Genomic DNA, 13,110 nt, shown 5'->3' with positions numbered 1-13,110 from the left:
ATCCGGAACCACCGAACCCGAACCACCCGAACCACCAGCCCTACCCGAACCCCGGAACCACCAGCACCACGCGGAGCGGCGCCCTACCGCTCACCCGGAACTTCTGTACACCCCCCGACAGGAGCACGCGTGAACCTCTACGCCTACGGCTCGGACACCCCCCGAGTCACCATCGTCATCCCTGCTCGCAACGAGGCTCGCAACCTCGAGGTCGTCCTGCCCGACCTGCCCCCCGTCCACGAGGTGATCCTCGTCGACGGCCACTCGGTCGACGACACCATCGAGGTCGCACGACGCACGCTCCCGGGGATCCGCGTGATCCGCCAGGTGCGGCGCGGCAAGGGCAACGCTCTCGCCGCGGGCTTCGCCGAAGCCACCGGCGACATCGTCGTGATGTTCGACGCCGACGGCTCAGCCGATCCGGCCGAGATCCCCGACTTCGTGCGCACGCTCGTGCTCGGAGCTGACGTCGCCAAAGGCAGCCGGTTCACGCCGGGCGGTGGGAGCGCCGACATCACCCGCTTCCGTCGCGCGGGCAACGCGTTCCTCAACACTCTGACGAACGTCTTGCTCGGCACCCGCTACAGCGACCTCTGCTACGGCTACAACGCCTTCTGGCGCCAGCACGTCGAGGCTCTCGACCTCCCCGATCCCACGGTGCCCGGCCCACAGCGCTGGGGAGACGGGTTCGAGATCGAAACGGTGCTGAACTGCCGCTTCGCGACCCTCGGGCTGCGGGTGCGCGAGGTGCCGAGCATCGAGCGGGAACGGATCCACGGCGTGAGCAACCTCAATGCCGTGCGTGACGGACTGCGCGTGCTGCGGACGGTGTGGGACGAGCGCCGCCGCGCGTCTCGGGTGCCACAACGAGGGCACCTGGTCGCGGACCTCGGCCCGGACTCGCTCGAATCGGCGGCATGACCATGCGCAGCATCACGGTCGTGATCTGCGCCTACACCGAGGACCGTTGGGAGCGTCTCTGCGAGGCGGTCGCCTCAGCGGGCGATGGAGACGTGGCCTCGCGTGTGCTGATCGTGATCGATCACAACCCCGAACTCTATGCGCGCGCCCGGCACACCTGGCCCGCGCATCAGGTGGTGCAGAACACACACCGGCAGGGACTCTCGGGCGCTCGCAACACCGCGTTGGACCTCGTCGAGGACGAGATCGTCGCCTTCCTCGACGACGACGCGGCGGGAGCCGACGGCTGGCTCGAGGCGCTCGTCGAGCCCTTCGCGGAGCCCTCCGTGGTCGCGACCGGTGGGCGGGCCGAGCCCGTATGGCCGGGCGTCCGCCCCGCCTCGCTGCCCTCGGAGCTGTGGTGGATCGTCGGATGCAGCTTCCGCGGCCAGCCGGAAGGCCGGGACGTTCGCAACGTCATGGGCTGCAACATGGCGTTCCGGGCGCGTGAGCTCCGCGCGGTCGGCGGATTCGACGAGAGCCTCGGGCGCGTCGGCACCGTGCCGGTGGGCGCGGAGGAGACCGACGCGTGCATCCGCCTGACTCGCCTGCGCCCGGGTGCGCGCATCGCCTTCACACCCGACGCCGTCGTCCACCACACGGTCACGCTGCCCCGCACGCGCATGCGCTACCTGGTCGCACGCAGCTTCGGCGAAGGCGTCTCGAAAGCAGCGCTCGGACGCCGACTCGGCCCGGCGAGTGCGCTGAGCACCGAGAGCGCCTACGTGCGGCGCGTGCTGCCCCGGGCCGTGGGCCGGGAGCTGCTCCGGCCGCATCGCGGAGGTCTCGTCGGAGCGTTCGCGATCACGACGAGCACTGCGGCGGCAGCGGTCGGCTACCTCTACGGGCGCGCAACCCCTGCCCCGCGCATCCGCCCGGCCCTGGCGGTGACGCCGTGACGACACCCGCGGTCGCCCCTGCAGCAGCACCCGCGACGAGCCGCGCGGGCTCCGGGATCGCCCGGGAGTCGTTGTGGCTCTTCGGCGGGTACGCCCTGAACGCCGCGCTCGGGTTCGTCTTCTGGATCGTGGCGGCGCGCCTCCTGACCCCTGCGGAGCTCGGCCACGACGCGGCTCTCGTCTCGATCATCACGGCGGCCTCTGCGGTCGCCTCGAGCGGGGTCGGCACGGCGCTCGTCGTCATGCTCGCCGGAACCGACCGGTCCCAGGTACTGAGACGGTCCTACCTCGTCACGGCAGGGCTCGCGGGTGCTCTCGGCATCGTCGCGGGCCTCCTCGCGCACCGCTTCATCGTGCCGGATGCACCGTTCGGGGTGGTCGTGGTGGCGATCGCCGCGTTGTGCGTCGGCTGGTCGATCTTCACGATCCAAGGACAAGCGCTCGCCGGGCTCGACCGCGCACCGCTCACGGTCGCCGTGACCGCCCCCGTGACCGCTGCGAAGCTCGGCGTCGTCGTGGTGGTGGGCGCATTCGCGCTCTCGGTGCCCCATGTGGTGCTCGTCGCATCGTTCGGTCCAGCGATCCTCGCCACGATCGTCGTCGGAGTCTGGCTGCTGCCACGCGCCGTGAACGGGCGGGCACCGATCGAGCTGCCGCCGCATCCCATCGGATACGGCAGCTACGTGACACGCGACACCCTCGCCATCGGCACGGTGCTCGGCGTGAACCTCTCGCTCGCGTTCCTCGTGACCGCGCTCGCCGGGCCGGAACAGGGCGCCGTGTTCTCGATCGCGTTCCCGCTCGGCACCGCCCTCGACCTCGTCGCGGTCAGCGTGGCCACGGCGCTCGCCCGACGGGCGGCGACTGATGCCAGCGGGCACGGCGCGGGCTTCGGAGTATGGGTGCGACTCGTGGGGGTGGTGGCGCTCGGTGCTCTCGCCGCGTCCGCCGCAGCTCCCGTCGTCTTCGCGTTGCTGGGGCCCGCGTACGACGCCCGTGCGGGCATCGCGACGATCGTGCTGCTCGTCGTGGCGTGCGTGCTGCGCAGCGGCTACACGATCTGGACCGCTCTCCTGCGGGCGCGGCGTCTCGTAGGACGAGTCGCCGGATGGAACGCGGTCACGGCCGCCGTGGTGGTGGCCGTCTCGTTCTGGCTCGTCCCCACGTGGGGGTCGGTGGGGGCGGCCGTCGGGGTGCTCGCCGCATCCTTCGTGTCGTGCGCCGCGGGAGCCGTCGGCTTGCACCTGGAGCGCACCGGATCGGAGGCCGCATGACCTCGACGGCCGTGCTGCGGATCCCCCGCGCCATGCCCCCATCCGGACAACCCGATCCGGGCGCCATCTGGGTCGGCGCGCTCGACACCGAACTGCTCGAGACGCTTCCGGGCGCGGCGCTCGTCTCATTCGACGGCGCGATCGGACACCGTCGCGCACGCCTGCTGGTGCGAACCGGCACCGTCGTGCGCGGCTACGCGGGCGTCGACCTCGTGGGCGGCGCCGCGTCGGCCGCGGAGCTCGTGTCTGCCGTTGCGGAGTTGGGCAGCGCGCCCGTTGAGTCATCGCCGCGCGGAGACGATGGACCGCCCGAGCCGATCAGCGTCGTCGTCTGCACGCGCGACAGACCCGATCACCTCCGCACCGCACTGGCCTCACTGCGCGCGCTGCAGGACGGGGCGTTCGAGATCATCGTGGTGGACAACGCCTCGGCGACCGACGCGACCCGTGCCGTCGTCGACGAGATCGACGATCCTCGGATTCGGCTGGTGGAGGAGCCGATCCCCGGTCTCGCCACAGCGCGCAACAGCGGCATTCGGGCAGCACGTCACGGCATCATCGCGTTCACCGACGATGACGTGCTCGCCGATCCGCTCTGGCTGCGATGGATCCGCACGGCTTTCGCCGACCCGGGCGTGGGGTGCGTGAGCGGTCTCGTGCCGAGCGGCGAGTTGCGCAACGACGTGCAGCGCTACTTCGACGCTCGAGTCAACTGGTCCAAGACCACCCGCCGTGCCGTGTATCGCACGGCGACGCCACCCGCCGAACTGCCGATGTTCCCGTTCTGCGTCGGCGAGTTCGGCACCGGCGCCAACTTCGCCCTGCGTCGAGACGTCGCGATCGAACTCGGCGGGTTCGATCGGCGGCTCGGAGTCGGCACCCGGACGAAGGGTGGGGAAGACATCGACATGTTCGTGCGCGTGCTGCTCGCCGGGCATGCTCTCGTGGTCGAGCCCTCTGCCGTCATCTGGCATCGGCACCGGTCCGATGTGGATGCGCTCCGCGCTCAGGCCGTGGGATACGGCCGCGGCCTCGGCGCCTGGCTCACGAAGGTGGCGCTCGATCCCCGCACACTCGCACCCGCGATGCGCCGGGCACCCGCCGCCGTCGGGCGGCTGATCCGCAAGCCGATGACGACGGTCGACCGCGGCGACGCGCCCGCTCCCGCGTATCCGGGGATCGCACGGACAGAGCTGCGCAGCGTGCTCTCCGGCCCCCCGGCCTACCTGCGCGAGCACCTCGCCCGCCCGCGAGGGAGCGCCGCATGAGCCGCAGCGATCCCGTGATCCCGCCGACCCTCGGACTCGCCGCAGGGATCGCCGGAGTCTTCGCCGCCGGCCCCCTGCCCGGGTGGGCGGTGGGGATGCTGCTCGTGGCGTTCATCCTGCTCGGTCCCGGATGCGCGCTGGCCTCGTGGGTGCCGATCCCCTCCCCTGCCGTGTGGCTCGTCGTGCCCGCAATCGGAATCTCGGTGTGGCTGCTCGCAGCGACCGTCATGGCCGAACTCGCCATCTGGGACCCGCAGCTCGGGCTGCTCGCGATCGCCGCGCCCACAGTGACCGCGAGCGCCGCCCGTCTCGCGGTCGCCGGCGCGCGATGGATGCGGAGCGTGCGCACATGACCACCATGGACTCGCTCGTGGGTGCCCCTCCGGCGATCGAACGCGGCGAGCAGCCGCTCGTATACGCGCGCACGGTCCAGCGGCAGCGACTCGGCTCGGCCTCATCGCTCACAATCTCTCTCGTCGCTCTCGGGATCACGCTCGTGACGATGCCCGACCTGCACGATGCGGCCTACCATCCGTACGGGCTGCTCGCTGCGGCGCCTCTCGCGTATGTCATCGCGATCGTGCTCGGGCCGCTGGCCTTCGCCGCAGCGATCGCGGCACACGCACGCGGGGCCGCATGGGTCGCTCTCGGCTCGTCGGTGCTCGTGATGCGCCTGCCACTCGCCCTCGCGACCGATCTGCCCCTGTACTCGTGGACGTACAAGCACTTCGGAGTGGTCGACTACATCCAGACCTTCGGCACGGTCGCCCATGGCGTGGACATCTACCACTCCTGGCCGGGTGTCTTCGCCGGCGTCGCCTGGATCAACGACCTCACCGGCGTCGAGACGGTCGACGTGGCGCACTGGTTCACGCCGCTCTTCCAGGTCGCCCTCACGGGGGCGATCTACGTGTGCGCGCGCTGCTTCGGACTCTCTCGGGAGGCATCGCTCGTCGCCGCGTTCGTCGGTCATCTCGTGAACTGGGTCGCCCAGGACTACTTCTCCCCGCAAGCGGTGGCGCTGCTGCTCGGGGTCGCCGTGCTGGCCCTGCTCGGGCGCTCTCGGCGCTCGCCCGCTGCCTCATGGATCGCGCTCGCGATCTTCGCCGCCATCACCGTCAGCCACCAGTTGACGCCGTACTGGCTGGTGGCGATCGTCGCGGCGTTCGCCGTGCTCCGCTGGGTGCGCCCGAGATGGATCGTCGTGCTCTTCGTTGCGGTCGTCGTCGGCTACCTGGCGCTCAACTACGACATCGTCGCGCGCTACGGCTCGCTCCTGCAGTTCGACGTGCTGAGCAACGCGAACACGAATGTCGAGGGCGCCGGAAGCCCCGGACACGCGCTCTCCTCGCTCGCCGGGCGGGCCACGACCGCCGCACTGTGGGTGGGGACGGCGGCCGTCTGGATCGTCTCGGTCATCCGGCAGAAGCGGACCAGACGCCGCATGCTCGCGCTCGGCGCGCTCGCCTTCGCGTCGTTCGCGCTGCTCGCCGGGCAGAGCTACGGGGGCGAGGCGATCTTCCGCGTGATGCTCTACTCGATCGTCGGATGCGCGCTGATCCTCGCGCCGCTCCTCACGCGTGCCTTGCAATCCGGAATCGGCGGACGCGTCCGCGCCCGTCGGCGGCTCGGTCCCAGCCGGCGATTCGGCTGGATCGCACAGACGGCAGCGGTCATCGCGCTCTCGGTGACAGCGCTCGCGAGCGCCGAGGCGAACTTCGGCGGCTGGTTCGCGAATCGCGTGAGCAAGGACTCGTATGTGGGCGCAACCGAGATCCTGCTCACCGCCGATCCGCACACGCTCATGATCGGGCTCGCACCCGGAGCGCCGGGGCGGACGGTCGCCCGGTACACCGAGTTCGCGACCATCAACGGTGCCTTCGACTACGGGGTCAACAACTGGTACGGCTGGCTCGGCTATGACTTCCGTTCCGACGAGAAGGTCACGAAGATGACCGACGACCTGGTTGCCGCCGACCAGCCGGCCGTCGTGTTCATCACGGATCAGATGAAGATCTACAGCGACTACTACGGGATGTTCCCGCCCGGATCGATCGACCGATACGAGGAGCAGTTGCGCGAGAACCCGCACTGGCGTCTTGCCGAGGAGACTCCGACACTCACGTTCTTCGAGCTGGAGCTCGGTGACGATGACTGAGCGGCTGATCCCTCGGGCCCGTCGGGACGACGCGATGACCGGCACCGCGATGGTGCTGGCGTTCCGTCCGCTGCAGGTCCCGTCGCGCGCCGCGCTCGTCGACGCCCTGGAACGCATCGCGCGGGCCGATCCGGAGCGGCGTGTGATCCTCCGCGATGGCGGCTCGGGCTGGTCGTCTCCGCGCGATGACGAGATTCGCGCACGGTGCGAAGACACCATCCGACCCCTCGATGATCCGGACGCCGACATCGACCTGATCGTCGCCGACGTGAGAAGGCATGCCGCCGATCGCCCCCTCACGTTCCTCATCTCCGACGACACACTCGTGCAGGTCGGTGACCACCGCCTCTTCGACGGCGTCGTGACGGCGCAGATCGCCGGAGTGCTCGTCGCGGTCGCGATGGGGGCAGAGGCCCCCGACATGTTGCGCTCGACCGACACGCGACGGCCGGTGGTCGCGGCGCTGCGCACCACATTCCTCCGGCATCCCGGCACGGCGCGACGCGTGATCGCGAGCAAGTTCGACAGGGCGGCGACGGCGGCGAACCCCGCGGCGGATGGCACGCCGTCACCTCCGGCGGGGCCTCCTGTCGCCGCCGCCGCGACCGCTCGACTCGGAGCGCGCGCCTACGCGGAGGTGCGCCGGTGGGCGCGCGACGCGGGCGCCCTTCCCACGGTCGCCGACGTCGAGCTGGGTCGCGCGGTCGCAGCGCGGGCGGGGGTGAGGCTCGTCCCGCCGCCCACCGTTCTCGTGGATCTCCGCCGATACCTCCCCGCGGGCGCCCGTGTCTCGAGCAACTTCGTGACGGGTGTCCCACTCGCAGGCACCGACCCGGAGAGCGCCTCCGCCGGGCTCCGTACCGATCTCGCGAACGGCCGCCCCCTCGCCGGGTTCGCGCTCGGCATGCTCACCCCCCGCCGGACGCGCACCGGGGCCTCGGAGGTCGCCACAGGTACCCGACTGATCGTGACGAGCATCGGGCGTGTCCGGGCGATCGAGCAGCTGCCGTGGAGCGCACCCCCTGCCGAGCAGAGACTCGTCGTCTACGTCGACCCGGGAACCGCCGGCGCGATCACGCTGATCACCCTCCTCTCGAACGGCGTCCTCCACCTGACAACCGCCTTCGATGAGGCCCGGATACCTCGGCGCGCCCTCACCGCCGCCCTCGCGCTCGTGGCCGACGACCCCCTGAGTGCGCTCGCTCCCGCGACGGCACCGCTCGCGGAGACGCGATGAACGCGCAGGCGCGACGCCTCCTCGCGGGTGGTCTCGCGGCAGCCGTCGCGACGATCACCACCGGGTGCGCAGCGGTGGGCGCCGTCGCCAGCGCGGCAGAGCCGACACCCGACCCGAGCCCCACCCCCGACCTGATCTGGTCGGACGAATTCGAGGGGAACGCCGGCGATCGACCGGATCCGTGGATCTGGTCCGCGCAGACCGGCGGCGGCGGATGGGGCAACGCAGAGCTGCAGACCTACACCTCCGAGTCCGTCCGACTGGACGGCAAGGGGCACCTGGCGATCACGGCCCGGCTCGACGACCCGGCGACCGGTGGCCCCACCTCCGGCCGCATCACCACGCAGGGCAAGGGATCGTTCCGCTACGGCCGACTCGAAGCGCGCATCCAGCTGCCCGAGGGCCAGGGGCTGTTGCCGGCCTTCTGGCTGCTGGGCGACGACCTCGACGAGGTCGGATGGCCCGCGGCGGGCGAGATCGATGTCGTCGAGACCCCGAACACCACCTCGACGAGCGCCCACCACGTGCACATGCCGGCCGCCGACTCCGACGGCCGCGCAGCGGTGAACTCGACCGTCGCGCACGACCTTCCCCTCGCCGACGACTTCCACGTCTACACGCTCGACAAGTCCCCCGGGTTGCTGCGCATCCAGATCGATGGGCGAACGGTGCTGACCGTCTCGAAGGACGAGCTGCCGAAGGGTGCGACCTGGGTGTTCGAGCAGGACTTCCATGTGCTGTTCTCGCTCGCCATCGGCGGCAACTGGCCGGGGAATCCGGATGCCACAACGCCCGCCGTGTCGACGATGCTGATCGACTGGATCCGCCTGTGGCCCTCGGAATCGTCGCCACAAGCTCCGACCCAGCCGAGCCCCACGCCCAGCCCCAGCCCGACCGCGACGGTCCCCGCCTCGACCCCGCCGCCCACCCGCATCCGTCCGCCGTGGGGGCCGTGGTGGTGGGGCTGGAGCTCGGAGTGAGCAGCTATGCCACGCTCATGCGGACTCGAACCGAGTCGGCGTTCGACCGCCTGCACGACGGCGTCGACGAGCTCGTGTTCACCGACTTCCCCGACTACGCGAACGTCGGCGACTCGGCCATCGCGCTCGGCCAGGCGGCCTACTGGGAGCGATCCGGAATCCAGGTGCACGAGACCTTCAGTGAGCAGGTGCTCCCCCGGCGGGTGTACTCGTCATCCGTCCCGGTCGCGTTGAACGGCGGCGGCAGCCTCGGCGGCACCTACCGCTCGATCTCCGAGCATCGCTACAGGATGGCGGAACGTCTCGAGCCCGACACGCTTCTGATCCAAGAGCCGCAGTCCGTGCACTTCGTGGACGACAAGGCGCGGTACGCCTTCCGGGATCGGATGGCGGGGCGGGAGCACTTGCGGCTCGCGGTCCGCGACGAGGCCTCGGCGGTGGCCGTCGCCGACGAGGTCGACCCGATCCTCGTGCCCGACGCGGTCCACCTGCTCGGCGCGATCAGCGCCCCCGAGCCCGTGCAAGACGTGCTCGTGCTCGCGCGGACCGACGGCGAATCCGCTGCGCTGCCGCCGCTGTTCGCCGTCGACTGGCTGACCGACCCGCACGACCTGCGGCGCTTCGCATGGTGGAGCAGACGCTCCCGCCAGCTGCCGATGCTGAAGCCGCTGTTCCACCAAGAGAACGTCAGATGGCTCGAACGCGCGCGGCGGCGACTGAGTCATGGCGTCATGATGCTCTCCCTCGGCGAGACGATCGTGACCGATCGCCTGCACGGGATGCTGCTCGGCCTCCAGATGGGGCGCAACGTCGTGGCGATCGACAACACCACCGGCAAGCTCTCGGCGTACGCCGACACCTGGTTCGGCGGCCTCGACATTCGTCTCGAGTTCGCCGACGACTTCCCCACCGCGCTCAACACCGCGACGCGACTCTCGCGGGGGCACCGGCGGTAGGGTCGAGGGCGAACCTCAGGGAGGTCCGGATGCCCGACTCGGTGGACGCCGAACGCGTCGCGGTCTATATCGACTTCGACAACATCGTCATCTCGCGCTACGACCAGATCCACGGATCCGGCGCCTGGCGCAAGGACAACGCACGCGACGCGCGGAAGGCGGTGGCCGAGAAGCTCGACGCCGCCCGCATCGACGTCACCTCGCTGCTCGACTACGCGTCGAAGTTCGGCACGGTCGCGGTCTCACGCGCCTACGCCGACTGGTCCGTGCCCGCCAACGCCTCCTACCGAGGGCAGCTCGTGGACCGCGCGATCGACCTCACGCAGATGTTCCCCGCATCCGGAACGAAGAACGGCGCCGACATCCGCCTGTCGGTCGACGTTCTCGAAGACCTCTTCCGCCTCCCCGACATCACGCACGTGATGATCGTCGCGGGCGACTCCGACTACATCCCCCTCGCCCAGCGCAGCAAGCGACTCGGCCGAGTGGTCGTCGGCGTCGGCGTGCGGGGAGGCACGAGCCAGGCTCTCATCGCCGCGTGCGACGACTTCGCCTACTACGACGACATCGCCGCCGATGAAGAGGATGCCGAGGAGCGCGCCACGAGCGATGACGCCCTCGTCGACGTGCTCGTCGCCGACGATGCGCCCGATGCCGCGCCCGCGGCCACCGCACCCGACGCGGCCACCGCGGTCGCCCAACCGGGCCAGCGGATCGGCGGACCGGGGGCGTCGAAGCTGCTCATCAAGGCGCTCGGGCTCGTCACGAAAGACGACGACGGGTGGGCGCTCGCGGGCGTCGTGAAGAGCCAGATGAAGCGTCTCAACCCCGAGTTCTCGGAGAAGAGCCTCGGCCACGCGAACTTCACGGAGTTCGTGAAGAAGCGCTCGGGGCAGGTCGAGCTGCGCGAGGACGGCCAGCAGCGCTACCTGCGCCTGCGTCCCCAGAAGAAGAAGCAGACGGCCTAGCCCCACCCGAGGGTGTGGAACAGCCAGAGCGACGCCCACCAGACCCCGAGTCCGGCGACGAGGCCCACCACCATCTGCCGGCGCGCCAGGCGCCACGCTCCCCACGCGGCGGCACCCGCCAGCACCGCGGGCACGGTCGTCGCCAGCGAGATCTCCCCACCGGGGGCGAGCAGCCCCGGCACCGCGATGGCCCCGAGCACCGCCGGGCCGACGAGCGGCAGGTAGCGCTTCACAGCACGAGGCGGACGCACCCGTCGCGAGACGAGGAAGATCGCCCGGGTGATGTAGGTCACCACCCCGCCGAGGAGGATCGCGATCGCGTCAAGCATCGCTCGCCTCCGGATCCGGATTCGAGTTCGCTGGGGTGCCCGACGCCCGTATCACCACGCCGCCCGCGACGAGGCCGACCGCGGCACCCACGAGCGTCGCGAGGCCGAGCGGCAGTCCGCTCGCCAGGAGGGCCGCGATCCCGCCGACCACGGCCGCGACGGCGCCCGCCGAGTCCTTCACGAGCGGAAGCAGCAGAAGTAGGAAGGTCAGCGGCACGGCGAGCCCGAGCGGCACCGAGTCGGGTACGAGAGAGCCCACGAACACGCCCGCCGCGGTCAGGCCCGTCCACCCGATGAGGCACGTGATGCCTGCCGCGAAGTAGTAGCCGTACTGCTCGTGGCGGGAACCCGCGCCTCCCGGGCGCTCGAAGCGCGCCGCAGCGAGCGCGTACACGGGGTCGGCGAGCAGAAAGGCACCGAGCAGCCGGAGGCCCCTCGGCCACTCGGCGAGGTGCGGCTGAAGCGACGCGCTGTAGAGCAGATGTCGGGCATTCACGACGGCGACCGTGAGCACGACGAGCGCGATACCCGCCCCCGCACCGAGCAGTTGGATACCTGCCAGCTGCGACGCCCCCGCGAAGATCAGCACCGACGACGAGACCACGAGCCACGGATCCACGCCACTCGTGGCGAGAGTCGCGCCCAGGGCGATCCCGAACGGGATGTACGCGAGGATCACGAGCCCGCTGTCGCGCGCACCCTGCAGCACCGCGGACCGCGTGCGATCGCGTGGAGTGGGCAGGTCGGTCATCCGCACACTCTGTCACCTTCCCCCGACGCGCACCCCTGCCGATGCGAAACCGGTGGCCCTCAGGGAATCGTGTCGAGCTCCGCCGAGTTGACCCCCACATGACCACTTACGGAATCATCGGCGCAGGCCACATCGGATCGCAGCTCGCCCGGGCCCTCACCGGCCTCGGGGAGCACGTCGTCATCGCCAACTCCCGGGGACCTGAGACGCTCGGTGGGCTCATCGACGAACTGGGCCCTCTCGCTCGCGCCGTGACGGCGGCCGAGGCAGCGGAGGCGGGCGACGTGGTGATCGTGACCGTGCCGCTGCGCGCCTACCGCGACATCCCGGCGGCGCCGCTCGTCGGCAAGGTGGTCCTCGACACCAACAACTACTACTGGGAGCGCGACGGCCACATCGCCGAGCTCGATCGCGGCGAGGAGACCGTGAGCGGGCTGCTCCAGCGGCACCTGCCCGGCGCGAAGGTGGCGAAGGCGTTCAACCACATCATGGCGGCCGACATCACGACCACCGGCTCGCCCGCGGGAACCCCCGGCCGCCGGGCGCTCGCGACGGCATCCGACTTCCCCGAGGCAGTCCAGCTGGTCACCGAGCTCTACGACCGCATCGGGTTCGACACGGTGTCGGCGGGACCCCTCGCCGAGTCGTGGCGGGTGGAACGCGACCGCCCGGCGTACGTCGTGCGACAGGATGCGGACGAGCTGCGCGAGAACCTCGCGAAGGGATTCCGCGTGCGCCCGGAGGACGCCGCCTGAGGTACGCCCGACGGGGCTAGCATCGGGGCATCCGCTCCGCCTCCGATGAAGGAGAAACCGCCATGACCGTCCCGGAGATCAACTACATCGCCGTCGTGCTCGCAACGCTCTCGAGCATGATCGTGGGTTCCGTCTGGTACACCCCGAAGGTGTTCGGGCGGTACTGGATGCGCGAGGCGGGAATCGTCGAATCGGAGATGGGCTCGGCGGTCCGACCGATCATCGTGACCCTGATCGTGAGTTTCATCACGGCGTGGGTGCTCGCCGGCGCGGCGTTCATCTCGTACTCGTTCTACGGCGGGAGCTTCTTCTGGAACTCGGTGCTGACCGCCGTGATCCTCTGGGCGGGATTCACGGCGGCGCGGTTCATCACGCACGACCAGTTCGATCGGCGCACCACCGGCCTGACCGTGCTCAACTGCGCCCATGAACTCGTGACGGTGGTCGTGATGGCGGTGATCATCGGCGTCTGGCCCGCCTGAGCTGAAGTGTCGCCGGACGGTGGATTCCCGTCCTCTATTCCTGAAGTACACTCGCGATTGAAGGCCATCCGGCAATCACACCACCACGAGATC

General features: G+C 70.5%; 14 protein-coding genes. 12 read left to right on the top strand and 2 right to left on the bottom strand.

All coding sequences use genetic code 11. The features are described 5' to 3' along the window. Positions 1 to 129: 129 nt before the first annotated feature. The 10 genes from FVQ89_RS09510 to FVQ89_RS09465 are packed head-to-tail and all read left to right on the top strand — an operon-like array spanning position 130 to position 10,700. The gene (locus tag FVQ89_RS09510; RefSeq protein ID WP_222706081.1) at positions 130 to 921 is read left to right on the top strand and encodes a glycosyltransferase family 2 protein; all 792 of its coding nucleotides are present in this window, start codon (positions 130 to 132) and stop codon (positions 919 to 921) included. Then, a complete protein-coding gene (locus FVQ89_RS09505) occupies positions 918 to 1,859 on the top strand; it encodes a glycosyltransferase family 2 protein (RefSeq protein WP_147901728.1) in 942 nt (313 codons plus the stop codon). The genes FVQ89_RS09510 and FVQ89_RS09505 overlap by 4 nt, the downstream gene beginning before the upstream one ends. Beyond that, entirely contained in the window at positions 1,856 to 3,133 is a 1,278-nt protein-coding gene (locus tag FVQ89_RS09500; protein ID WP_147901727.1) for a lipopolysaccharide biosynthesis protein, read from the top strand. Before FVQ89_RS09505 ends, FVQ89_RS09500 begins: the two co-directional genes overlap by 4 nt. After that, positions 3,130 to 4,401, top strand: coding sequence for a glycosyltransferase family 2 protein (locus FVQ89_RS09495; protein ID WP_222706080.1), 1,272 nt, complete (start codon positions 3,130 to 3,132; stop codon positions 4,399 to 4,401). The genes FVQ89_RS09500 and FVQ89_RS09495 overlap by 4 nt, the downstream gene beginning before the upstream one ends. Further along, positions 4,398 to 4,754 (top strand): hypothetical protein, encoded by a 357-nt coding sequence (locus FVQ89_RS09490; protein ID WP_147901726.1) that lies wholly within the window; start codon positions 4,398 to 4,400, stop codon positions 4,752 to 4,754. The genes FVQ89_RS09495 and FVQ89_RS09490 overlap by 4 nt, the downstream gene beginning before the upstream one ends. Beyond that, on the top strand, positions 4,751 to 6,559 hold the full coding sequence (locus FVQ89_RS09485; protein WP_147901725.1) for a hypothetical protein: 1,809 nt from the start codon (positions 4,751 to 4,753) through the stop codon (positions 6,557 to 6,559). Before FVQ89_RS09490 ends, FVQ89_RS09485 begins: the two co-directional genes overlap by 4 nt. Continuing rightward, positions 6,546 to 7,796: a hypothetical protein gene (locus FVQ89_RS09480; protein ID WP_147901724.1), complete on the top strand. Its 1,251-nt coding sequence runs from the start codon at positions 6,546 to 6,548 to the stop codon at positions 7,794 to 7,796. The genes FVQ89_RS09485 and FVQ89_RS09480 overlap by 14 nt, the downstream gene beginning before the upstream one ends. Continuing rightward, entirely contained in the window at positions 7,793 to 8,776 is a 984-nt protein-coding gene (locus FVQ89_RS09475; RefSeq protein WP_147901723.1) for a glycoside hydrolase family 16 protein, read from the top strand. Before FVQ89_RS09480 ends, FVQ89_RS09475 begins: the two co-directional genes overlap by 4 nt. After that, a complete protein-coding gene (locus FVQ89_RS09470) occupies positions 8,773 to 9,732 on the top strand; it encodes a polysaccharide pyruvyl transferase family protein (protein WP_222706079.1) in 960 nt (319 codons plus the stop codon). Before FVQ89_RS09475 ends, FVQ89_RS09470 begins: the two co-directional genes overlap by 4 nt. Before the next feature lie 29 nt (positions 9,733 to 9,761). After that, positions 9,762 to 10,700 (top strand): NYN domain-containing protein, encoded by a 939-nt coding sequence (locus FVQ89_RS09465; RefSeq protein ID WP_147901721.1) that lies wholly within the window; start codon positions 9,762 to 9,764, stop codon positions 10,698 to 10,700. Here the strand turns inward: FVQ89_RS09465 and FVQ89_RS09460 are convergent. After that, positions 10,697 to 11,029 carry an AzlD domain-containing protein gene (locus FVQ89_RS09460; protein ID WP_147901720.1) on the bottom strand — a complete coding sequence of 111 codons (333 nt, stop codon included), beginning with the start codon at positions 11,027 to 11,029 and terminating at the stop codon, positions 10,697 to 10,699. The two genes, FVQ89_RS09465 and FVQ89_RS09460, sit on opposite strands and share 4 nt — an antisense overlap. Then, complete coding sequence (locus tag FVQ89_RS09455; protein ID WP_147901719.1) at positions 11,022 to 11,780, bottom strand: AzlC family ABC transporter permease; 759 nt, start codon at positions 11,778 to 11,780, stop codon at positions 11,022 to 11,024. The genes FVQ89_RS09460 and FVQ89_RS09455 overlap by 8 nt, the downstream gene beginning before the upstream one ends. A 41-nt stretch (positions 11,781 to 11,821) precedes the next feature. Here FVQ89_RS09455 and FVQ89_RS09450 point away from each other — a divergent pair, with 41 nt between their 5' ends. Both FVQ89_RS09450 and FVQ89_RS09445 read left to right on the top strand, forming a co-directional pair. Continuing rightward, positions 11,822 to 12,535 carry an NADPH-dependent F420 reductase gene (locus FVQ89_RS09450; RefSeq protein ID WP_147901718.1) on the top strand — a complete coding sequence of 238 codons (714 nt, stop codon included), beginning with the start codon at positions 11,822 to 11,824 and terminating at the stop codon, positions 12,533 to 12,535. Positions 12,536 to 12,597: 62 nt separating this feature from the next. Beyond that, positions 12,598 to 13,017: a DUF1761 domain-containing protein gene (locus FVQ89_RS09445; RefSeq protein ID WP_147901717.1), complete on the top strand. Its 420-nt coding sequence runs from the start codon at positions 12,598 to 12,600 to the stop codon at positions 13,015 to 13,017. Positions 13,018 to 13,110: the final 93 nt, after the last annotated feature.

Source organism: Homoserinibacter sp. GY 40078 (assembly GCF_008017545.1).
GTDB lineage: Bacteria > Actinomycetota > Actinomycetes > Actinomycetales > Microbacteriaceae > Homoserinibacter.
Note: the sequence above shows the minus strand (reverse complement) of the source record. Positions and strands in the feature narration are given on the sequence as shown.